Origin of the sequence: Acrocarpospora macrocephala (assembly GCF_009687865.1) — a bacterium.
Taxonomy (GTDB): Bacteria; Actinomycetota; Actinomycetes; order Streptosporangiales; family Streptosporangiaceae; genus Acrocarpospora; species Acrocarpospora macrocephala.
Window position 1 is genome coordinate 48042 of record NZ_BLAE01000012.1, and the last position, 21915, is coordinate 69956.

The window sequence follows — 21915 nt, forward strand, 5'->3', positions numbered from 1 at the left end:
GCGGAAATGACGGGATCCGGCAACTAAAGGCGGAAAAATCACGCCGCTGACCACCGCGTCCGGCCCGGGCACGCGATTGACTGCGCAGGTGATCAGGGCAGCAGTCGTCGGCCTCGGCTGGTGGGGCCAGAAAATCATCCACGACCTCCGGCACAGCGCGCACGTCCAGGTGGGTCTGGGCATCGACCCCAGCCAGGACGGCCGCGAGCTGGCCGAGGCGCAGGGCGTCCGGACCGCCGACTCGTTCGAGCACGCGCTGGGGGACGGCTCGCTGGACGCGGTGATCCTGTGCACCCCGCACAAGTTCCACGCCGAGCAGATCGTCGCCGCGGCGAAAATGGGCAAACACGTCTTCTGCGAGAAGCCCCTCACGACGACGAGCGCCGAGGCGAGGACGGCCATCGAGGCCGTGGCCGCCGCCGGGGTCCAGCTCGGCATCGGCCACGAGCGCCGGTTCGAGCCGGCGGTCATGCGCCTGCGTGACCAGTGCCGAGCCGGAGATCTGGGTACGCCCCTGGTGTTCGAGGGCAACTTCAGCCAGGACAAGTTCCTCACCCTGCCCCCGGACAACTGGCGCCTGTCCGACACCGACGCACCGGTGGGACCGCTGTCGGCGACCGGCATCCACCTGGTCGATCTCGCGATCGCCTTGTTCGGCCGCCCGGTCGAGGTCTGGGCCCGGCTGTCGACCCTCGCCACCGCGTTCGCCAACGGCGACACGCTCACCGTGACCATCGGGTTCGAGCACGGCCAGACAGCGTTGATCACCGCGATCCTCACCACCCCGTTCGCCGGGCGGGTCACCGTGCTCGGCTCGCGGGGGTGGGTGGAGATCCGCGACCGGAACCACCCGGAACTGCCGCGCGGCTGGGACGTGACGACCGTACAGCGCGGCGAGGACCCGATCTCCACCTTCTACCCGCCACACCCGTCGGTGCGCGACAACATCGAGCAGTTCGCCCGCGCCGCATCGGGCGAAACCAGCTATCCGGTCACTTTCGACGAGATGCTCTCGAACGTACGGACCTTCGAGGCCATCACCCGGTCGGCCAGATCAGGTCGAGTCGAGCCGGTGGGCTGACGATGTACGGCCGACCGCGTCCGCCCTAGAGTTCCTACGATGGGAGACGACGTGCTGGTGAACCGCATCACCGAGCCGCGTGACGGCATCTTCGACAGCCGGCCGCTGCCGATGTCGGTGCGTGATTCCGCGATCGACTTCGACGTGCCGACGATGGTGGACGTGGTCGTCGAACGGTGCAGCACGGTCGTGTTCACCAGCCACCGCCGCGACGAGGCGTTCCTGGAACGGCTTCGCGCCAGCGTCGCCCAGAATGCGTACGCGCTGCGGGACGTGCTCGCGGGGCGGGTGGAGCTGGAGGATGTGCGGCTGGATCAGGTGCTGTCCTTCGCGACCGTCCAGGCGCAGCTGCGCATTCCGCAGAAGTCCATGCAGCGCTCGTACCGGGTGAGTTTTCTCACCCAGTGGGAGATGTGGACCGCGCATCTGCGGCGGCGGATCGAGCGGGAGGATCTCGACAGGGACGCGGCGGCCGACGCGCTGGCGCACCTCACCCGGGTCATCCTGACCTACCAGGATCATGTCGCCTCGCAGGTCGCCGAGACCTACACCCGTGACTACGAGGCGCTCAGCCGCTCGCGCGCGCACGTGCGGCAGAACCTGGTGCGGGACATCCTGCGCGGGGAGGAGGCCAGGCTGACCGCGTCCGACATGGCGATCCTGGCCTACCAGATCGATGGTCACCATGTCGCCGTGCTGCTGCCGGCCATGACCGAGGGGGCCGCGACGCAGCTCGCCGACGGCTTGCGAATGACGGCGAAGGCGTACCAGACGATGTCGTACCCGCTCGCGCTGAGCAGCACGGTCGTGTGGCTGTGCCGGTTGGAGCCGTGGGGGGTGCCCGGTCTGAGCGAGCTGTGCCGGGTCCTGGCGGAGGTCGGCGTGACGGCGTCGGTCAGTGATCCGCAGCAGGGCATGGACGGGTTCCGTGCCGCGCTGCGGCAGGCCGAGGAGGTGGAGCGGGTCCGGGCCGCGTGGGGGCCGCTGAACGCGCCACCGGTGATCAGGTACGCCGACGCCGGTCTGGAGGTCCTGCTGCTCCAGAACGACGCGCTGGCCCGGACCTTCGTCGACAGCGAACTGGGCGCGCTGGCCGTGAACACCACCGAGGCGATCCGGCTGCGCGAGACGCTGGAGGCCTCGTTCCGGTTCGGCAGTCACGTGGCCGCGGCCGAGCATCTGCAACTGCACGAGCACACCGTGCGCAACCGGCTGCAGAAGGCCGAGCAGCTGCTCGGCCATTCGCTGCAGGACCGCCGCACCGAACTGCAGGTGGCGATCCGGCTGGTACGCCTGCTGGGTGACGACTCAGCGCGCCAGGAAACTCCGCAGGGCGGCGGCAAACTCGGCAGGTCGCTCTAAGGCCGCGGCGTGTTTGCCGGTCAGCCAGGTCAGTTCCGATTCCGCGATGTGCTCGTGCAGCCAGTGCGCGGCCTGGATGAAGGGCGGCAAGTCGGACGAACCACAGGCGATCAGTGTCGGCGAGCTGATCGCGGGAGCGAGCCGGGTGGTGTCCGCGGTTTCCAGTGCCTCGCACGCGCGCGCGTAGCCTTCGGGGTCCATCGCCACGAACCGCTCGCGAATCCGCGCGGGCGTCGGGCGAGACGGCTCGGTGAACCACATGTCCGCCATCGGCTCGGCCAGCTCGGCCAGGGCGCCCTCGCGGGCGACCCGCGCCCGGTGCCGCCACATCTCCCGCATCGGCTCCGGGTAGACGGCGACGGAAGCGACCAGGACGAGGCGGTCGACCAGGTCAGGGCGCCTGGCCGCGAGTTCCTGCGCGATCAGACCACCGAGTGACAGACCGACCACGTGGGCACGCTCCCCAGCCACGGCGTCGGCGAAGTCGCCGATCCCGGCTCCGGCGGGCAGGCAGGGAGCAGCCCCGTGGCCCGGCAGATCGGGGGTGATTGTCTCGATGCCGTCGAGGTGGGGCAGCACGTCGTCCCAGAACCGGCCATCGGCACCGAGTGGATGCAGCAGAAGCACCCGCCGGGCCCCGCTCACCGGCTGGGCAGGCGCGCGCCGCCCGGCGGTGGTGGGGTTCGCGCGACGTTCATGACCATCGCCAGGGTGGTGTAGTAGCCCGCAGTGGCCACCGCCGCGACGACCTGTTCTTCCCCCAGCGCCTTGACCGCTGCCGTGTACACCTCATCACCGACTCCCCCGGTTCGCTGGAGCTCATCGACCAGGTCCCACACCAGGCACAGCTCCGGCCTGCCCGTGTGCGGACGATTGCCTTGGCCGACGCTCTCGATGACCTCCAGCGGGACACCCTTCGCGACCGCGATCGGGTGATGGAAAGCCCACTCATAACCCTGGTCCCAATGCCGGGCCACGGTGAGGATCACCAGTTCCCGGAGATCGTCGTCCAGGACGCCGCCGAACCGGATGTGCTCCCCGACCAGTTGCAGTCGCGTCATCAACTCAGGGCTGCGCAACAGCGGGACGAAGGGACCGGAGATCTCACCACGCGGCCCCGCCGTGATGCGGTCCACGGCGTCACGCTGCGCGGCGGTCAGTTCCGCCGGGAGCGGCAAGCGGTCACTCATCGGGTCCCGATCGCGGCGTTGACCGCCGGCATGACCTTCTGCGCCATCAGCTCCATGGAGCGCCGGGCCAGCCGCGGTTCCACCCAGTCGAGCCCGGCGTAGACCAGCTCGCCGAAGTCCCCGGTCTCGGCCCGGAAGGCGAGGATCTGCTCGGCGACCGATTCCGGCGTGCCAGTGATGACCAGCCGGTCCAGCACGTAATCGAGCGTGATCTCGTCGTCCGGCTGGTCGCGATCGGACTTGAACAGGCCCAATCGCCCGATCTTCCGCATCTTGGTGAGCATCTGCGAGTAGTAGAAGCGATACGGGCTGCCCACGTCCGCCCGCCCATAGCTCTCCGCCACCTTCGGATCGTCCGCGACGAAGATCGTACGAGCGATCCGCCAGTCGGCCACATCCGCCGACGCTCCGGCAGCCTCCTTGCCCTGCACGTAGTTGGGCCAATGGGTCGCCACCCACTGCCCCAGCAGGAAGTTGGCCGACAACGGATGGAAGTCCCGCTGCCCCATCGCGATGACCCCCTTCGAGTACGGCGCGACAACCGTCCCCACAATCTCCGGACGCGGCACCTGCAGCGGCTTCGGCAGCACGCCGACCCCCAACTCCAGATCCATGGTGGACTCCGTGGTCACCGCGAACCTGTTCCCCGGCAGATCGATCCCGTACGGCGGCTCCGACTCCCAGATAGCGGTGATGACATCGATCGCCTCCGCGAAGATCTGATTGCGATCCTCCGCCAGAATGCCCAGCACCTCGGCGTCCGACGGCAACGCCCCCGGACTGACACCCAGAATGAACCGCCCGCCCGCCAGATGGTCGAACATCGCGGAGTGCGCCGCCACCAGCACCGGATGCTGATGGGACAGGTTGGTGGTCCCCGTGGCCAGCCGGATCTGCTCGGTGTCGGAGATCAGCGTCGCCAGGAACAGCAGGCTGCTGGTGATGTTCTCGTGCCGGTCGGTGAGATGCTCCCCGATGAACGCGTCGTGGAATCCCAGCCGGTCGGCGAGGATGACCGCGTCCCTGTCCTCGGTCAGCGTCTCGCGCCAGGTCCGGCCGAGCGGGTGCAGCGGCATCGAGAAATAGCCGAGTCTCATCGCGTCTCCCTTGTCTGCGTCTGCGCAAAGTCAGAGTCAACGCGGCAGCTCGTACGCACACAGTGGCGACGCCTGTGAATTCCACCCCCCGGAGGTGACGAGAGGCGTCATTAGCCCCCAACTAGCAACAATTTCACAACATCAGACGATCACCCCAGGGTGACCGTTAACCCCCGCGTTACAGTCTGCGGCACCGTCTCCGGCCAAAAATCACGCGAACTGTCAGTGCGTCCAGAAGAGCACCTCAGTCTAATCGGTGACACGCGTCACAGGTCGGCCACCCGTGCACTCCCCGGTGACGCCGAGGCCGCAACGGCCCGCGAGAAGGGTAGGCACCCGTGAAAATCACCAACGGACTCAAGACCATCGCAGTCGCCGCGACGGTGGCGATGATCGCGGCAGGCTGCGGAAGCGGCGGCGGGGGCGGGACCGCCGAGGGCGCCAAGGTCATCCGCTTCGCGTTCGCCCCCGACCCCGTCTGGGACCTGATGAAGCAGGCAGGCACCATCCAGAAGTGGGAGCAGGAGAACAACGTCCGCATCGAGACCAGCACGACCTGGGATGAGTTCACCTACTTCGCCGGCGGGCACGGCGACATCGTGTCGATGGCCACCCAGGAGACCCCGGTGCTGGAGGCCGAGACGAAGATCAAGACGGTGACGTTCGGCAAGTACAACTACCAGCGGGTTCCGCTGTACCGGCGGGCGGGAGATCCGTACAAGACGCTCGCCGACATCCCCAAGGGGTCCAAGATCTGCGTGTCCGGGCCGACGTCGAACACCGGGTTCTGGACGCTCGCCGCCAAGCGCATGCACAACCTCGACTACCGGGTCGGCGGCGGCGACTTCAACCTGGTCGTCAACGACCACTTCGTGAACCCCACCAACCTGCTCAGGGGCGACTGCGAGGCCGCGGCGATCATCCCCGAGGCCGCGGTCCCCCAGATGCGCAAGGGCGAACTGGAGATCATGTACGACGGCAAGCTGCCCTTCCAGCTCTACCAGGAGTTCGCCCCCAGCAACGACGGCCAGCTGCACGTCTCGGGCAACAACTTCGTGGCCACCGAGAAGTGGTTCGACGCGAACCAGGATCTGGCGGTGAAATTCCTGGAGCTGTGGCAGAGCGGCGTCGAGATGTGGAAGCAGCAGAAGGCCGAGACCGTCAAGAAGTTCCCGCAGCACTTCTCCGTCGAGACCGACGAGGACATCGCGTACATCACCGAGTTCGTCAGCGGGGACAAGGACTGGTTCGTCGACAACGTCTTCCTGAAGGAGGACTGGATCAAGGTGGAGACCGAGATCTGGGACCTGATGAAGGGCCTGCACCCCGACAACCACAACTTCCTGGCGGCCGACGCGCCGAAGCCCCGATTCGTCGCGCTCACGCCGAGCAACTGAGGAGTCCCTGTGTCGACCGTCACCGCACCGTCCACCAGTCCGCCGCGCCGCGCCAGTGCCGAGGACCTGGCCAGGAAGACCGAGCGCGCGGACCGCCTCAGGACGTGGGGCTGGCGGCTGGCCGGCTACCTGTTCTTCCTCGGCCTCTGGGAGTTCTCGTCCGGACGGCTCATGGACGAGAACCTGCTCCCAGGACCGAGCGCGGTGTTCGCCACCTTCGCCGACCTGTGGGCGACAGGCGAGGTGCCGAGCGCGTTCGCCACCACGCTGACCCGCATCGGGATCGGCTTCTTCCTGGCGTTCGTGGTCGGCGTCCTGGTCGGAATGCTGATGCAGAACCGCTGGCTGAACGGCTTCTTCCGGGACGCCGTCACCATCGGGATCACCACGCCCGGGCTGATCTGGGCGCTGATCACCGCGATCATCTTCGGCAACCGCGAGGCGGGCCCGCTGCTGGCGATCGTGCTGACCACCTTCGCGGTCATCACGGTCAACGTGTCGGAGGGCATCAAGTCGTTGCCCAAGGACCTGATCGACATGGCCAAGTCGTTCGGCGTCGGCGTGCTCAAACGCAACCGGCACATCGTGCTGCCGCACCTGGCGCCGTTCCTGTTCACCGGGGTCCGCTTCGGGTTCTCCATCGCCTGGAAGGTGACCGTCCTGACCGAGGTGTTCTCCTCCTCCAGCGGGATCGGGTTCGAGATGCGGACGGCGACCCAGTTGTTCCGGCTGCCGGAGTTCCTGACCTGGATCCTGGCGTTCTACATCCTCGCCCTCTTCCTGGAGAAGGTCGTGCTCGAAGTCATCGAGCGCCGCTTCTTTAGCTGGCGTACGAGCCTCAAGGCCTGAAGGGAATTGTCGTCATGCTTTTCAGGGCGCTGAAGGGCCCGCTGTCGGGCCGGCTCACCTTTCCGCTGGTGTGCCTGGGCGTGTGGTTACTCACCATCGAGCTGGTCGCCTCGATCTGGCCGTTCGCGGTGGACGTGCTGCCAACGCCGTGGCAGGTCGCCGGGTTCATGTGGGACGAGATCACCGGGAACACGCTGGCCCCGCACAACGTGTACCAGACCTTCTGGATCTCGCTGCAGCGCCTGGGCGCCGGCATGCTGATCGCGATGGTCGTGGGCGGGGTCGTCGGCCTGGCCATGGGCCTGTCCAAGTCCGTGAACGCCTTCTTCAACGACTGGGTGGTCGCGATCCTGGCGATGCCGAACCTGGCGTGGGCGCTGTTCTGCAGCCTGGCCTTCGGCTTCGGCGACACCGGTCCGATCATCGCGGTGGTGCTGACCGGCGTGCCGTACGTCATCATCAACGTGAGGGAAGGCGTCAGGAACGCGCCGAGCGATCTCTACGACATGGCCCGGGCGTTCGGCGTGCCCCGCGAGCGGGCGATCCGGCACGTGCTTATCCCCTCGCTGATGCCGTTCCTGTTCGCAGCCGGCCGGTACGCCTTCGCGCTCGGCTGGAAGGGCCTGGTGGTCGCCGAGGTCTTCGGCGGCCAGGACGGCGCCGGCTGGACCATCAAGTTCTGGTACGACGCACACCGCGCCTACGGAGTGATCGGCTACGCGCTGCTGTTCGTCATCTTCGCCCTGTTCTTCGAGAAGTTCCTGTTCGACAAGCTCTCCCGGCGGATCTTCCGGTGGCGTCCCGAGGCGAGCGTCGCCGAAGAGGCGTTCGACCAGCCGCCCGCCGTCACCACCGAGCCGCAGAGGACCCCCCAGCATGGCTGACATCAAGATCGTGAATTTGCACAAGGAATTCGGGGCGGGCGCCGACAAAGTGGTCGCGCTCGACGACGTGAACCTGGAGCTCGGCGGGCATGTGTTCGTGTCGGTGGTCGGCGCGTCCGGCTGCGGCAAATCGACCCTGTTGAACATCCTGAGCGGAATCGAGACACCGACCAACGGCCAGGTCACGATCACCCAGGAGGGCGGGCCCGCCCGGGCCGGTTACGTCTTCCAGTCCGCGCGGCTGCTGCCCTGGCGGACCGTCATGGACAACCTGCTGTTTGTGCAGGAGGACAGGTCGGAGCCGACCAGGCAGCGCTGTCAGCGCTACCTGGACATGGTCCAGCTGGGAGACAAGGGCAAGAAGTTCCCCGGCGAGCTGTCCGGCGGCATGCAGCAGCGGGTGGGCATCGCGCGCGCCTTCTCCACCGAGCCGGACGTGCTATTCATGGACGAGCCGTTCAGCCACCTGGACGCCATCACCGCCCGCTCGCTCCGCGCCGAACTGCACCACATGTGGCAGGAGACCGGCAAGACCGTCGTCTTCGTAACCCACGACGTCAGCGAGGCGGTCGAACTCTCCAACCGCATCCTGGTCTTCGCCAAGGGCGGCCGCCTCGCCGAGGACATCCCCATGGACCTGCCCTTCCCCCGCGAGTCGGCCGACCCCGACGTGGCGCTGGCCAAGGCGGAGGTGTTCCGCACCTTCGAACGCATCGGCGCGCTGACCGTCCGCTGACCAGACGACCGTTCCTGACAAGCAGGGCCCCACATTCACTCCGCCCTCACCTGCGGTTACCACCGGCTGCCTAGTCATCGACGGCCGACTGGCACCTGCGTTTCGACGCCCGCACCGTCGCCTGCGGCCATCTGCACAACAATGGGTTCGTCATGAACCAGCGAGAGCCCGCCCGAAATGCCCGATCCTTCAAAAGTACTCAAAATCACTGCCCGCAGCCGAGAACAACGCAGGTCAGACAGTATGCTCCCCGCGCACGCGGGGATGGTCCCACGTCCGCACTCCCCATGTGCCCGGTGCGACGATGCTCCCCGCGCACGCGGGGATGGTCCCACCAAAGCGTTCCAGGCGATGGAAGGCGGCCTATGCTCCCCGCGCACGCGGGGATGGTCCCTGGGTGTTGACGACGAGCTCGGCCGCCTCGGGATGCTCCCCGCGCACGCGGGGATGGTCCCTTCTCGATCAGGTCTGCCTTGGTCATCCCGTTATGCTCCCCGCGCACGCGGGGATGGTCCCTCTGCGGCCTTGCTCTCCGGCCTGACGAGCACATGCTCCCCGCGCACGCGGGGATGGTCCCCACTCCCTGGAGGGGGCTCAGGACCTAGCGGCATGCTCCCCGCGCACGCGGGGATGGTCCCTTGTCCGCGAAGCTCTGGTTGATCTCGGCCGAATGCTCCCCGCGCACGCGGGGATGGTCCCTGTCACACGGCAACCGCCCTGCCGACTTCGGTATGTTCCCCGCGCACGCGGGGATGGTCCCGCCCCGGCCTGGCCCAAGCGTTCGTGCTTGAGATGCTCCCCGCGCATGCGGGGATGGTCCCTTGCTCAATGGACGAACCACGCTCAACGAGGGAGCCGATCGCAGCCAGCCCGTACTGGAGACCGGACGCATGGTGTTGCGAGCCGTTCCCATGGGCCAACGAAACAACTTTGCTGTCAGAGAACTGAGCGAAGTTCTCGCCTCAACCCGCCAAAGCTGTGAGTCCAGTAAACCCAGGAATCCAAGTCACCGCAGACTGCTCGATGCCGCCGTCGACGGGCAGGAAAACGACATCACGTAGGGCACGGTCGTTCCTCACACGGCACGGTTGGTCAGGGTGCCGATTCCGTCGATGGACACCTCGATGAGGTCGCCGGGGGCGAGCAAGCGCGGTGGGTCGAAGCCGATGCCGACGCCGGAGGGGGTGCCGGTGGCGATCACGTCGCCTGGTTCGAGGGTCACCGCTGCGGAGATCGCCTCGATAAGGGTAGGGATGGGGAAGATGAGGTCGGCGAGCGGGGCTGCCTGGCGCGGTTCGCCGTTGACCGAGGTGCGCACCCAGAGCGCGGTGACGTCGGGGATCTCGTCCTTGGTGACCAGGCATGGCCCCATCGGGCAATAGGTCGCGGCGCTCTTGCCGATGAAGAACTGCACATGTCGTTTCTGCAGCTCGCGTACGGTCAGGTCGTTGACGATCGTGTAGCCGTACACGTGCCGCCATGCCTCGGCGGCCGGGATCCGCGAACCGCCCTCGCCGATGACGACGGCGAGCTCTCCCTCGTAGTCGCTGGTGCCCGTGGCGTCGGCGGAGACCGTGACGTCCTCACCCGGGCCGACGATCGACGACAGCGCCTTGGAGAACACGACCGGGGCGTCGGGTACGGTCTGCCGCTGCGAAGCGTCGAAGCCGCTTCCCGCGAACTCCTTGGCGTGGTCGAGGTAGTTCTTGCCGACGCACATCACGTTGTTGCGCGGCCGGATCGGCGCCCGGAGCGTCACCTCGCCCGCCGGAATGGGAGCCGCCGACGCGAGCAGTCGGGCGGCGCGGTCGAGGGCGGGTCGTCCGCCTGCGACGAATTCCGCCATGGTTCGCGGCAATGCGGGATCGGTCGCGAAATCGACGACGTCTCCGTTCTCGCGCAATGCCCCGATGCTCGTGCCGGAGTCGGTGTCGAAGGTCACTAGTTTCATTTCTGCCTTTCTATTGGAGGCGCCGGGGAATCCCCGCGCGTGCCGCCTCGGCATTGAGCGCGTCGCGTACCGCCGGGGAGATCGGCAGCCCGTCGCGCGAATATTCGTGCTCCAGTCGTGCGGCGTGGTCGCCCGGGAGGCGGAGCGGGTCGCCGGACGGGCTTCCCGATTCGCGCAGGAGCCGCAGGTGCCGGGTCACATCTCCCAGGACGGCCTCCAATGGGCGGAACACGTCCGCGCGGAGCGCGATGAACAGTTGCCCGGTGTTCGTCGGCGTGACCTTGTCCACACGATGGTCGACGACCTCGTGGCCGAAGGCCGCGCCGTTGAGCACGCCTGCCAACAGGCCTGCGGCGACGGTGAGACCCGATCCTTTGTAGCCGCCGATGGGCAGCAGGAAGCCGTCGTCCGCGTGATCCGGGTCGGTGATCGGCCGTCCTTCGCGGTCGGCCACCCAGCCGACCGGAAGTGGTCTCCCCGCCTGCCTGGCGACCTTGATCGCGCCGTGGGAGGCGGCCGTGGTGGCGATGTCCAGCAGGAACGGCGGCCCGTGTTCGGCGGGGACCGCGATGGAGATCGGGTTGGGGCCCAGCACCGGGGAGTTCCCGCCCCACGGCGGCATGCCGTTGGCGTTGGCGACCGCGAGGTAAACCCCTGCCATTCCGTGCCTGGCGGCCATCGCGGGATACAGCCCCGCGGCTCCCGCGTGGTTGGAGTTGACGGTGCCCACGACCGCGATGCCGGCGTCCGCGGCCTTGGCGACGGCCAGTTCCGTCGCCATGGTCATGGCGACCTGGCCGAGCCCGTTCTCGGCGTCGATCTGCGCGCTCGCCGCCGTCTCGCGCGTGATCCGGGGCTCGGCGCGCGTGTTGATCCCTCCGGCTCTGATCCGCTCCAGGTACGGCGAAACGCGGATCAGCCCATGCCCGGAACGGCCCCGGAGATCGGCCTCGGTAAGCCGCTGCGCCGTCACCAACGCATGCTCGTCCCGAATTCCGGCAGCACAAAACAATTCCGTGGAGAATGATACAAGTTCATCAAAAGAATAACGCATACCAGAAAACTCCTGGTGGTTCGCGGCCCGAATTGCGAGAATGAACGACATGACTGAGGAGTGGTGGCCCGAACTGGCGCCGAAAGTGACACAGACCGTCGCGGAGAAACCGTCCTACCGCGTTGTCGACGTGCACACGCACTTTTCGGTCCTCGCTGCCGCGGAAATTGCGAGACCTTTCTTCAAACCGGAGTACGAGCCGCGCAGCCTGTACTCCTCGGCCGAGACCCTGCGCTACAACCGGGAGTACCGCGCGAGCGCCCGGCAGACCGCGCAGTTCGAGGACGCCGAAGCCCGACTGGCCGACATGGACAAGCAGGGCGTCGACCTGCAGGTGCTTGCGGTGCCGCCGACCGAGTACTTCTACTGGCTCGACGAGCCGCACGCCGTCCAGGCCAGCCGGGTGCAGCACGAACGGTTCGCCGAGATCGTCGCTCGGCACCCGCACCGATTCGCGGCCGTGGCGAACCCGCCGATGAACCATCCCGAGCTGGCGGTCGAGGTCCTCCGCGAGGCCAAGCGCGACCTGGGATTCAACGGCTTCGAACTGAGCGCCGACGTGCTTGGGCTGGACCTCGACCATCCTCGGTTCGACGTCGTGTGGGAGGCAGCCGCCGAACTGGAGATGGTGGCGATCATGCATCCGCAAGGGTTCACCCACGGCCAGCGGATGACCGACTACTACCTGATCAACGTCATGTGCATGCCCCTGGCCTCGACCCTGGCCACCACCAGAATGATCCTGGGCGGCGTGTGGCGCCGGCACCCCGACTTCCAGATGATCGTCGTCCACGGCGGCGGCTACCTCCCGTTCTACTTCGCCCGCACCGACCACGCCTTCGAGGTACGCCCCGAACTGCGCAAACACATCGACCATCGGCCAAGCGACTACCTGCGCAAGCTGTACTTCGACACGAACGTCTTCGACCCGGACATGGTCCGCCACCTGGTGACCGAGTTCGGCGCCGAGCACGTACTCCTCGGCACCGACTACCCGTTCGACATGGGCACCGTGGACCCACTCGCCTTCATCGAGCGCGTCGACCTCAACGACCACGAGCGTCGGCTGGTGCTCGGCGGCAACACCACCCGCCTGCTCAGACTCGACCAGCCTTAGAACGCCAGACCCCTGGCGCTCGACGCCAACACCACACGCCCGCTCAAGCTCGACCAGCCTTAGAACGCCAGACCCCTGGCGCTCAGCGCCAACACCACACGCCCGCTCAAGCTCGACCAGCCTTAGAACGCCAGACCCCTGGCGCTCGACGCCAACACCACCCGCCCGCTCAGACTCGACCAGCCTTCGAACGCCCAACAGAACGCCGCTGCCGCTCTTGGCGCCGGTGCGGCGAGAACCGTCACCTGCGTGAACGGCGCCGGATAACGGCGAGTAACGCGGTGACCTGCTCATTCTGTTAGGCGATCTTCAGCGCCGCCTCGATCTGATCCGGCGTCAGTGGCAGGCCGACCACCTCGTGCCGGTCTGCGGACAGGTCGGCGGCCAGGTAGACCTCCATCGTCACGCGAGCCAGCCGGGGATCGACCATGACCGGCCGGTCGTAGGCGACGGCCTCCAGGAAGTGGGTCGTCTCCCGTTCCATGGGACCCGCATACACCTCGCCGACGTACTCGCCCGGCATGGTCGAGAGCGGGAACTGCACGCCCTGCCCGACTGTGTTCAGCACGATGTCGCGGTGGCTGGCGTCGGCGAGAATCGCTCCCTCGGTGCCCAGGACTTCCATCCAGGTAGTCGACTGGTTGGGGTACCCCGGCGGAAGCGACATGCCAGCGCCGACAGTGACGACCGTGCCGTCGTCCATCGTGACGATCAGGTATTGCGTGTCGGGCGAACCGTGGGTCGCCGCGCGTACACCCCAGGCGTTCTGTGAGTAGACCCGCACGGGCCGCCGTGGCTGGAGGCACCAGAAGGCGAAGTCCAGGTCGTGGGTGGCCTCCATCGCGGCGGGCGACAGTTTGGTACGCGAGCTGATCTTGGCGCCGAGCGATCTGGTGATGTGGCGGCTGATCAGGACGCTGGTGACCGTGCCGAGGGTGCCGTCGTCGATCGCTCGTTTGATCAGCGCCTGCTTGGCGTTGAAGCGCTGGGAGTAGCCGATGGTGAACTTCAGGCCGCGCGCCTCCGCGAGGGCGATCAGGTCGTCGGCCTCGTCCAGGGTCAGCGCCATCGGCTTTTCGAGGAGGACGTGTTTGCCGGCTTCGAGCGCGGCCTTGGCCATGGGGTAGTGCAGGGTCTCCGGGGTGGCCGACACCATGACCGCGCTGATCCGGTCGTTGGCGATTATTTCCATCCAGTCGGTGGTGGTGCTGGCGGGCATGGTCAGTTCGGCCACCTCGCGCAGCCGGTCGGGGTCGATTTCCGCCAGGTGCAGTTCGGCCACCAGAGCGCTGCGGGCCGCGGCGACAGCCCGGATTCCGCCGCACCAGCCGGTGCCGATGACGCTGACATTCATGACGCTTCCTCTCGCAGGCCGTCCCGCAGTTCCTCAGGGCTGATCGGCAGGCGGACGGGTTGACCCCGGCGGGCGGACAGATCCATCGCCATCGTGTGCATCAGGTTGGCGTGGCCCTCCCGCGCGGTCGCGTGCGGCGTCCTGACTCCCATGCTGAGCCTGCTGAACCAGGACATGGTCTCCTCGCGCATCGGCCCCCACAGCAGTCCGTCCGACAGATCGCCCGGCGGGTAACTGCCCAGGAAATCGACGTGCCGGGGCGCCGGGGCCTCGAAGCCGCGGCTGCGGTAACCGGCGGGCTGGGGCTGTTCGGAGGCGACGATGACGTCCCGGTGGGTGTCCTCGATGTCGATCACCCCGTTGGTCCCCACGATGCCGATCTCCAGGCCGTACACCGAGCCGGGCCAGATCGACGGGAGCGCCCAGTTGATGTTCATGCTGAACAGGGTTCCGTCGTCCATGGTGAAGATGCCGAAGGTGCCGTCCTTGGTGCCGGAGGCGCCGAGAACCACGTCGGTGGACCGGGCGTACACCTCGACGGGGGTTCTGCCTTCCAGCAGCCACATGCTCATGTCCAGGCTGTGGGTTCCGGAGACCACCATCGGCGTCAGGTTGGTCGTGTCGGTGACCTTGCCCAGGGTGGCGTCGGGGACCATGCGGTTCATGAAGGCGCGGGTGACCACCGAGGTCACTTGGCCGATCTGGCCGTCCCGGAGGCGTTGCTTGACGGCGAGGAAGCGCCGCCGGAAACGCTGCGTGTAGCCGACCACGGCGTCGACGCCGCTCTCCTCGACCGCGGCGAGCACCCGCGCCGACTCGACCGGATCGGTCGCCAGCGGCTTCTCGATGAACAGCGGGAACCCGCGCGCCACCGACCACAGGATCGGGTCGACGTGCCGGCTCTCGTCGGTCGCCACAATCACCGCAGTGACCTCGGGACGGTCGAGCAGCTCGGCCGCGTCCGTGGTGACGAAGTCGGCCCGGGTGTCGTCGGCGAGTTCCTTCAACGTCGACGCGTCGATGTCACACAGCCCGAGCCAGGTCACGCCCGGATACTCCCGGGCCAGCACCGCGCGAATCCGCCCGACCGTGCCGCATCCGATAACGGCCAGTCCAATCATCTGTTCTCTCATTCCTACGCGAGACCTAGCAGTCGCGCCGCGTTGCCGCCGCTGATCAGGTCGACCTGCCGCTGATCGAGGCCGGGCGTGGCCCCGATCAGTGCGAGCGGGTCGTCGTCTCCCATGTCGTACGGATAGTCGGTGCCGAGCAGGACATGTTCCGCGCCATAACGATCGACCAGGAACTTCAGCTGGCCGGGGTCGAACACCATGGTGTCGAAGTAGAACTTGCGCAGGTAGTCGCCCGGCAGGCCGGGCACGTTCTCGCTGACATCGGCGCGGGCACGCCAGCCGTGATCGATCCGGCCGGGATAGGCGGGCAGGTAGCCGCCACCGTGCACTACAACGATCTTCAACCCGGGATGGCGCTCGATCACCCCATCGAAGATCAGGTGAGCGGTGGCGAGCGTCGCCTCGAAGGCATGCCCGATGATGTTCACGAAGTTGTGGCCCTGCAGCCGCTGCGGGTGGGTGTGCCCCTGGGTGTGGATCACCACGACGACACCGAGCCGCTCAACCTCGGCCCAGAACGGATCCAACCTGGCCGCCGAGATCTCCTCACCCTCGATGTGGGTGCCGATCTCGATCCCGCGCATACCCAGCTCGGTCGCCAGGTAGCGCAACTCCCCGATGGCCGCCTCGGTGTCCTGGAGCGGAACCGTACCCAGCGGCAGAAACCGCCCGGAGTGCTTCGCGGTCGACTCGACGAACTCCTCGTTCATCAGCCGCGCCACCTTGGCGCCGAGCTCAGCGTCAGCCCAGTAGTAGTACTGGTAGACGGCGACGGCCACGGCCTGGATGTCCACACCCATCCGATCCATGTCACCGATCCGAACATCCAGGATGTCCATCTTCGGCCTGATCTCCGCGAGCTGCCGCCGGTTCACCGCCTGCGTGGTGGCGTTCCCATGACCGAGGGCCACCTTGCCGGCCGCGCGGGCGGCATCCTCCATCAAGGCAGCGGCCGCAGCACACTCACGATGACAATGAATGTCGATTACCGGCCCGTCACGCCGATGCGCCCTCGTCATCGCGGTCGTTCCTTCCGTCGTCCAGGTCTCTGCTGGTGCCGACGTTAGGGAGGCCCACCCGTCACGACAATGTGGGTTTCCGGCAATCTGGCCGGCGAAAGATGCCGGACCGCGCATTCCCACCAGCTCGAACGGCTGCTCCACACTGCCGTCCGGGGCCGCCCGGTGACCATCGTCCGCGGGCAGGAGTCGCCATGTGCGAGTTCACTGGGGAAACTGAGGGCCACGGCCGTAGCGGATTCCGATACCGCCTCGCGCGTCGCTCAGTTTCACTAGAACCTGTCGCTTCTGCAGTTTGTTGAGGATGTCTCGCGCGGCGTAGATATGGATGTCGAAAAGACGTTGAATCGTGCGGTTGGTCACGTAGCCGTACTCGTTGATGTGGTCGATGATCTTTTGGTCGATTTCGTCGGCGTCCCTCCTGGCGTACGTGATCGCACGCGACATCGCGGCCACGGTCGCGGACAGGAGCCGGTACGACGGAAACGGCTTTCCCGCCGTTCGCCTTGTCGGTTCTATGAGGTGATACTCCGCTGACATTGCCGACAGGACTTCTTGTGCCTCGGCTGGAGGACGCTGAATGACCGCGCCCAGGCGCGGGGCGTCGATGCTGCTGCTCGTACGGAGGTGAGTCAGCGTCAGCAACACATTGACATCGCGTCCGGCCTTGGGGGGAAGCTCGTTGATAAACCGAACGAACGCGTCGTTGCCCATTCCGCCGGTCAGGGTCGCGCGGACAATGGTGCCGGTGTCCTCGATAGCCGGTGGCTCCTTGCCGACGCGCAGCATCTCCCGGTACGCGCGGTCAATGCCCTGACCAGTACGTTCCGCGAGTTGAAGAATCGAGATCGTCTCGGTGAGGAGGCGGTTTCGAGGAGTGGACGGGTGGGTCAGGATGTTCTGCGGGGTCACCCCCGCCACCAAGCCGCCAGGACTGATGATGATAAGCCGCTCCGGTGAGTGCTCGATGTCCACCGTTCCCGTCGTCTCGTACGAGCGGTGGATGAAGGCGTTGACGATGAGCTCTCGTACGGCGTCATGCGGATAGTCCGTCAGTTGCAGTTGAACACCGCCGGAAATATTGAGGGGATGAACCTCCTGCCTGATGGCCACGGCTTCGACGACAGTCTCGATGGCCGCCAGGAGCGGGCGCGTGCCGCGCAGCCGTCGCGTGGCTTCACTGCCCGTGGTGGGGCGGAACTGATAGGAGTAGCCATATCCGGGAACGGTTTTCTGGAGGATTGTCTCCTCCCCGAGCAGGATCACGCCCGCGTTGGTGACCGTCCCGTCGGATACGAGCAGCCTGAGCGCGTCCATAAGAGCGCTGTCACTGAGTTCGACAAGATGGTCACGACCGCTGGTGTCGAGGAGCCGACGCAGCCTGCCCATTTCCACCGGGCTCAGATCACTGATGCGGGCTCCGGACGATTCAGCCGACCAGTCCACCTGACCGCGAGCGATCATCACTTCGCGTTGCTGATCGGGAGGAAAAGGCAGGCATTCCTTCCCCAGCCTCCTGGTCGCGAGCCCCGCGCGGTTGCAGTGCGGCAGCACCCCCTGGGGAACCGACACGGCGACCAAACGAACGCCGTCCACGGTCTTCTCAGTCACGAAAGGTGTGATGGGTGGTTGTGTCCGATCAAAGATGCCCTTGCGGATCTGATCGAGGTTGTAGCTCGCGGGCACACCTCGCAGTGCCGCCGTCCGCGTGGTGGCTTTGTCGTCAACGCCGAGCACCACGGTGCCGCCACCGGCATTGACGAAGCAGACGAGCGCATCCGCGAGCAGCGTGTAGGTGGTTTTCGCCGATTCCGCGACCAGTTTGAACTCCAAGGTCTCCGACTCCAGCGAGTCGGCGGTGACCCCGTTGTTGCCCACCGCCTGCAGCGCCACGTCTACCTCAGGGCGTTCCATGCTTTGACGATAACTGAGAAGTGGTCAATTCAGCACGCTTCTCAGTTGTCTCTCAGTGAGGCAGGCCAGGCGCGGCATGGGCCGGTTACGGTCAGGCCTACCTGGGAGCCGAGGTCGATGAGGTGGTTTGGGGGGACTCGGGCTGAGATTGGTGTCGCGTCTGGGAGTTCGAGGCGGATCAGGGCTGAATGGCCGAGGTAGGTGCGGTCGATGACCTTGGCGGGGATGGGTGGGGGTGTGGGGTCGGAGAGGGTGATCTGTTCGGGGCGGATCATTACGGTCACGGGGGCGGTGGTGTGGATGCCGGTCGCGGGGAGGGTGCCCAGGGCGGTGGTGACCGTGGTTGGGGTGGTCCAGTGGCCGGGTAGGAGCATGGCGCCGCCGACGAAGGATGCGATCCATGGGGTGGCGGGGGCCTGGTAGACGGTTTCTGGTGGGGCGGCTTGGAGGATCGAGCCGGCTCGCATGACGGCGATCTGGTCGGCTGTGGAGAGGGCTTCGGCCTGGTCGTGGGTGACCAGGAGGGCGGTGGCGCCGTCCGCGCGTAGGGCCGCGCGTACGTCGTCGCGGAGGTCGGCGCGTAGTCCGGCGTCCAGGGCGCTGAATGCCTCGTCGAGCAGGATGAGCGCGGGGCGGGGGGCGAGGGCTCTGGCCACGGCGACGCGTTGCTGCTGGCCGCCGGACAGGTGGTGGGGGAATCGGTTTTCCATCCCGTCCAGGCCCATGAGGGTGAGCAGGTCCTGGACTCGGGTGGTGCGGTGGTGGTCGCGGGGCAGGCCGTACGCGATGTTGCCGGCGACGGACAGGTGCGGGAAGAGCGCGCCCTCCTGCGGGACGATCGCGACGCGCCTGCGGTGGGGGGAGGTGAACGTGCGTGGACCGTCGACGGGTGCGCCGTTGAGCCGGATGTCGCCGGTGTCGAGGCGTTCAAAGCCCGCGAGACAGCGCAGCAAGGTGGTCTTGCCGCAGCCGGATGGTCCCAGGACGGCGGTCAGCGTGCCCGGCGGCACCGCGAGGTCGACTCCCGCCAGGGCGGTGACCGGCCCGAAGCGTTTCACGGCTGCGGAGATCTCCAGGGCGTTCATGAGCGATTCCGTTTTCTGGGCTTTTGCAGGACGCCTGCGCGGGCGGCCAGGACGAGAGGGGGGATCGTCGACAGGGCGACCAGCAGGCCGGCGTACGGGGCGGCCGCGGCGTAGGCGGCCACCGAGGTGCTGCGCCACAGCGAGGTGGCGAGGGTGTCGGTTCCGGTGGGACGCAGCAGCAGCGTGGCGGGGAGTTCCTTCATGCACGCCAGGAATACGAGGGCGGCGCCCGCGCCCAGGCCGGGTGCCAGGAGCGGGATTGTCACCGTTCGCAGCACGGTGAGCGGGGAACGTCCCAGCGATGCCGCGACCTGTTCGAGCACGGGCGGGGACTGAGCGGCCGCTGCGGCGGTGGCCGCCACGCCCAGCGGCAGGAACAGCGCCGCGTAGCCGAGCGCGAGGAGCCAGGGTGTCTGATAGATCGGGTACGCGACATTGATCCCGAAGAAGACCAGGGACAGACCGACCACCAGGCCCGGAAGGGCGTGGCTGATATAGGTGAGCCGGTCCAGCAACCGGGCCGTGCGGCCGGGCCCGCGGGCGACGAGCAGGCCGATGGGCAGGGCCAGCCCCATCGTCAGGACGGTTCCGGCGGCCGACAGGACCACCGAGTTCCCGAGCGCCTCCGCCACCTCAGCCCAGCCACGCGGCCGGGAGACGCCCTCGGCGAAGCGCCGGACGAGACTGACGGCCGTCACGCCCAGCGACAGGCAGGCCGTCGCGGTCAGCAGGACCGCGACCGGCCAGCGCGCCCGGCCGAGGCCGATCAGCGTCGGCGGGCGGCGGCTGCCCCGCAGCGACGCATGCCGGGCGCCCACGGTACGGGTGGCGTTCTCGGCCACCAGCACGACCAGGGCCAGCAGCAGCAGAGCGGTGGACAGCACCAGCGCACCGGTACGGTCGAACCCGAGGTCGAAGGCGACGAACACGGCGCGGGTGAAGGTGTCGGCGCGCAGCGTGGAGACCGCGCCGAAGTCCGACAGCACGTACAGCGCCACCAGCAGCCCGCCACCGGCGATCGCGGGCCGGATCTGGCCCAGGGTCACCCCGGTGAACGTCTGCCACGGCGTCCGCCCCAGGGCCAGCGACACCTCCTCCTGCGCCGGATCGGCGTTCACCAGCGCCGCCGCCACCGGCAGGAAGGCGTACGGATACGAGCAGAGCACCAGCACCAGCGCGGCCGCCCAGAACCCTTCGAACCCATCAAAAGTGGACCGCCACGCGAACCCCGCCACATAGGTCGGGATGGCCAGCGGCAGTACGGCCAGCACGGCGAACAGCCGCCGGGCGGGCAGGTCGCTGCGCACGACCAGGAAGGCCGATCCGACCGCCAGGACCAGACACCCGGCTGTCACCACCGCCGTCAGCGACACGGTGGTGACAGCGAGCCGCACGATCCGTACGGTGAACAGCTCGGCCGCGATCTTGTCCCAGCCCGCCTCGGCGGTCCGAATGGCCAGATACCCGACAGGCAGCAGCGCGACGGCCACGGCCAGCACCGCCATCGTCAGCATCACCGGCCGGAGCCGGATGGCGCGTTTTCTCATGGTCAGGGGACGAGGCCCGAGTCCTTGATCAGGGTGATGGTGGTCTCCAGTTCGTCGAGGTCGTTCAGGTCGACGTCGGGTGCCTGGAGTTCGCCGAGCGCGGGCACCCCCGCAGGTCCCGTCACCCCGGCGACGACCGGATACTCGAAGGTCTGCTCGGCGAAGTACGCCTGTGCCTCAGCCCCGAGGAGGTAGTCGACGAACGCCTTGGCGTCGGCGTTGGCCGCGGCCTTCTTCAGCAGGCCGACCCCGGCCACGTTGACGAGAGCGCCGGTGTCCCCACCGGGGAAGAAGTGCAGCTTTGCGGTGAGCTGGTCCGGCGTGACTCCGCGTTCCTTGGCCAGTTCGCCCAGGTAGTAGTGGTTGATCAGGCCGACCGTGATCGTCCCGGCGTCGACTTCTTCCAGGATGGGGCCGTTGCCGTCGCGGATCTGCGGCTCGTTGGCCTGCAGACCGGCCAGGAACTCCTTGGCCCTGTCCTCCCCGTGCTGTACGCGCAGAGCGGTGACGAACGCCTGGAACGACGCGTTGGTGGGGGCGACGCCCACTTTCCCCTTCCACTTCGGGTCGGTCAGCTCGAAGACCGACGCCGGCAGCTCCTGCTCGGGGGCCTTGCCGGGGTTGTAGACCAGAACGCGAGCGCGCGCCGTGACGCCCACCCATTCGCCGCTTCTGGCGCGGTAGGTCTCCGGAACGCGCGAGGTGACGTCCGCGGGCAGCGGCGCGAACAGCCCCTTCTTCGCCACCGCGCCCAGCGCCCCGGCGTCCTGGGCGAAGAAGACGTCCGCGGGCGAGCGCTCCCCCTCCTCCAGCAGCTGGGCGGCCATGGCAGCCGTCGCGGCGTACCGCACGTCGACCGTGATTCCGCTGGCCTGGGTGAATTTGTCCAGCAGCGGCTTGACCAGCTCCTCGCTGCGGCCGCTGTAAACGGTGATCTTCTTGGTGGCCGCGGCGCTGGAGGGGGCCGTGCTGGTGCTCTGCTCACCACCGCAGGCGGCCAGGGACAGGAGCAGCACACCGGCCAGAAGCGCGGGCAGCGTGCGCGGGGCGTGAGGCACGAGGGGATTCCTTCCATAGGCAAGACAGCTTCTACACGGATGTAGAAGTTAGCTAAGCCTAACCTAAACAAAAGAGGGCGGCTAGTC

Annotated in this window: 19 protein-coding genes and 1 CRISPR repeat array; of the genes, 7 read left to right on the forward strand and 12 right to left on the reverse strand. The window is 67.4% G+C overall.

Features of this window, described 5'->3' with window-relative positions; translation table 11 throughout:
* Positions 1 to 88: 88 nt before the first annotated feature.
* Both Amac_RS11825 and Amac_RS11830 read left to right on the forward strand, forming a co-directional pair.
* Entirely contained in the window at positions 89 to 1081 is a 993-nt protein-coding gene (locus Amac_RS11825) for a Gfo/Idh/MocA family protein (protein ID WP_155354393.1), read from the forward strand.
* A 39-nt stretch (positions 1082 to 1120) separates the two neighbouring features.
* Positions 1121 to 2443: a PucR family transcriptional regulator gene (locus Amac_RS11830; RefSeq protein ID WP_155354394.1), complete on the forward strand. Its 1323-nt coding sequence runs from the start codon at positions 1121 to 1123 to the stop codon at positions 2441 to 2443.
* Here the strand turns inward: Amac_RS11830 and Amac_RS11835 are convergent.
* Genes Amac_RS11835 through Amac_RS11845 form a run of 3 tightly spaced genes read right to left on the reverse strand, consistent with a single transcriptional unit; the run spans position 2390 to position 4730 of the window.
* A complete protein-coding gene (locus Amac_RS11835; RefSeq protein ID WP_170322444.1) occupies positions 2390 to 3070 on the reverse strand; it encodes an alpha/beta fold hydrolase in 681 nt (226 codons plus the stop codon). The genes Amac_RS11830 and Amac_RS11835 overlap by 54 nt on opposite strands.
* Before the next feature lie 14 nt (positions 3071 to 3084).
* Positions 3085 to 3633, reverse strand: coding sequence for a carboxymuconolactone decarboxylase family protein (locus Amac_RS11840; protein ID WP_155354396.1), 549 nt, complete (start codon positions 3631 to 3633; stop codon positions 3085 to 3087).
* Positions 3630 to 4730, reverse strand: a complete 1101-nt coding sequence (locus Amac_RS11845; RefSeq protein WP_155354397.1) for an LLM class flavin-dependent oxidoreductase — start codon at positions 4728 to 4730, stop codon at positions 3630 to 3632. Before Amac_RS11845 ends, Amac_RS11840 begins: the two co-directional genes overlap by 4 nt.
* A gap of 338 nt (positions 4731 to 5068) precedes the next feature.
* Here Amac_RS11845 and Amac_RS11850 point away from each other — a divergent pair, with 338 nt between their 5' ends.
* The 4 genes from Amac_RS11850 to Amac_RS11865 are packed head-to-tail and all read left to right on the forward strand — an operon-like array spanning position 5069 to position 8596.
* On the forward strand, positions 5069 to 6127 hold the full coding sequence (locus tag Amac_RS11850; RefSeq protein ID WP_155354398.1) for a substrate-binding domain-containing protein: 1059 nt from the start codon (positions 5069 to 5071) through the stop codon (positions 6125 to 6127).
* Positions 6128 to 6136: 9 nt separating this feature from the next.
* Positions 6137 to 6976 (forward strand): ABC transporter permease, encoded by an 840-nt coding sequence (locus tag Amac_RS11855; RefSeq protein ID WP_155354399.1) that lies wholly within the window; start codon positions 6137 to 6139, stop codon positions 6974 to 6976.
* A 14-nt stretch (positions 6977 to 6990) separates the two neighbouring features.
* Complete coding sequence (locus Amac_RS11860; RefSeq protein ID WP_155354400.1) at positions 6991 to 7860, forward strand: ABC transporter permease; 870 nt, start codon at positions 6991 to 6993, stop codon at positions 7858 to 7860.
* On the forward strand, positions 7853 to 8596 hold the full coding sequence (locus Amac_RS11865; protein ID WP_155354401.1) for an ABC transporter ATP-binding protein: 744 nt from the start codon (positions 7853 to 7855) through the stop codon (positions 8594 to 8596). The genes Amac_RS11860 and Amac_RS11865 overlap by 8 nt, the downstream gene beginning before the upstream one ends.
* Positions 8597 to 8839: 243 nt before the next feature.
* A CRISPR array of direct repeats spans positions 8840 to 9418; the repeat unit is 30 nt; unit sequence ATGCTCCCCGCGCACGCGGGGATGGTCCCT.
* A gap of 253 nt (positions 9419 to 9671) precedes the next feature.
* Here the strand turns inward: Amac_RS11865 and Amac_RS11870 are convergent.
* Both Amac_RS11870 and Amac_RS11875 read right to left on the reverse strand, forming a co-directional pair.
* Complete coding sequence (locus Amac_RS11870; RefSeq protein WP_155354402.1) at positions 9672 to 10547, reverse strand: fumarylacetoacetate hydrolase family protein; 876 nt, start codon at positions 10545 to 10547, stop codon at positions 9672 to 9674.
* 10 nt (positions 10548 to 10557) lie between these two features.
* The gene (locus Amac_RS11875; RefSeq protein ID WP_155354403.1) at positions 10558 to 11652 is read right to left on the reverse strand and encodes an Ldh family oxidoreductase; all 1095 of its coding nucleotides are present in this window, start codon (positions 11650 to 11652) and stop codon (positions 10558 to 10560) included.
* On the opposite strand from Amac_RS11875, the gene Amac_RS11880 reads away from it, so the two are divergent.
* Entirely contained in the window at positions 11651 to 12718 is a 1068-nt protein-coding gene (locus Amac_RS11880) for an amidohydrolase family protein (RefSeq protein WP_170322446.1), read from the forward strand. The genes Amac_RS11875 and Amac_RS11880 overlap by 2 nt on opposite strands.
* Before the next feature lie 298 nt (positions 12719 to 13016).
* Here the strand turns inward: Amac_RS11880 and Amac_RS11885 are convergent, their stop codons facing one another.
* The 7 genes from Amac_RS11885 to Amac_RS11915 form a co-directional block, all read right to left on the reverse strand.
* Positions 13017 to 14072: a Gfo/Idh/MocA family protein gene (locus tag Amac_RS11885; RefSeq protein ID WP_155354405.1), complete on the reverse strand. Its 1056-nt coding sequence runs from the start codon at positions 14070 to 14072 to the stop codon at positions 13017 to 13019.
* Positions 14069 to 15193, reverse strand: coding sequence for a Gfo/Idh/MocA family protein (locus Amac_RS11890; protein ID WP_218041027.1), 1125 nt, complete (start codon positions 15191 to 15193; stop codon positions 14069 to 14071). Before Amac_RS11890 ends, Amac_RS11885 begins: the two co-directional genes overlap by 4 nt.
* A gap of 14 nt (positions 15194 to 15207) precedes the next feature.
* Positions 15208 to 16341 carry an amidohydrolase family protein gene (locus tag Amac_RS11895; protein WP_307729722.1) on the reverse strand — a complete coding sequence of 378 codons (1134 nt, stop codon included), beginning with the start codon at positions 16339 to 16341 and terminating at the stop codon, positions 15208 to 15210.
* An 87-nt stretch (positions 16342 to 16428) separates the two neighbouring features.
* The gene (locus Amac_RS11900; RefSeq protein ID WP_155354408.1) at positions 16429 to 18138 is read right to left on the reverse strand and encodes an RNA/DNA-binding domain-containing protein; all 1710 of its coding nucleotides are present in this window, start codon (positions 18136 to 18138) and stop codon (positions 16429 to 16431) included.
* A gap of 41 nt (positions 18139 to 18179) precedes the next feature.
* Positions 18180 to 19223: an ABC transporter ATP-binding protein gene (locus Amac_RS11905; RefSeq protein ID WP_155354409.1), complete on the reverse strand. Its 1044-nt coding sequence runs from the start codon at positions 19221 to 19223 to the stop codon at positions 18180 to 18182.
* Positions 19220 to 20770, reverse strand: a complete 1551-nt coding sequence (locus Amac_RS11910; protein WP_218041028.1) for an ABC transporter permease — start codon at positions 20768 to 20770, stop codon at positions 19220 to 19222. The genes Amac_RS11905 and Amac_RS11910 overlap by 4 nt, the downstream gene beginning before the upstream one ends.
* A gap of 2 nt (positions 20771 to 20772) precedes the next feature.
* Positions 20773 to 21828, reverse strand: coding sequence for an iron ABC transporter substrate-binding protein (locus tag Amac_RS11915; protein ID WP_155354410.1), 1056 nt, complete (start codon positions 21826 to 21828; stop codon positions 20773 to 20775).
* Between the last annotated feature and the right edge of the window lie 87 nt (positions 21829 to 21915).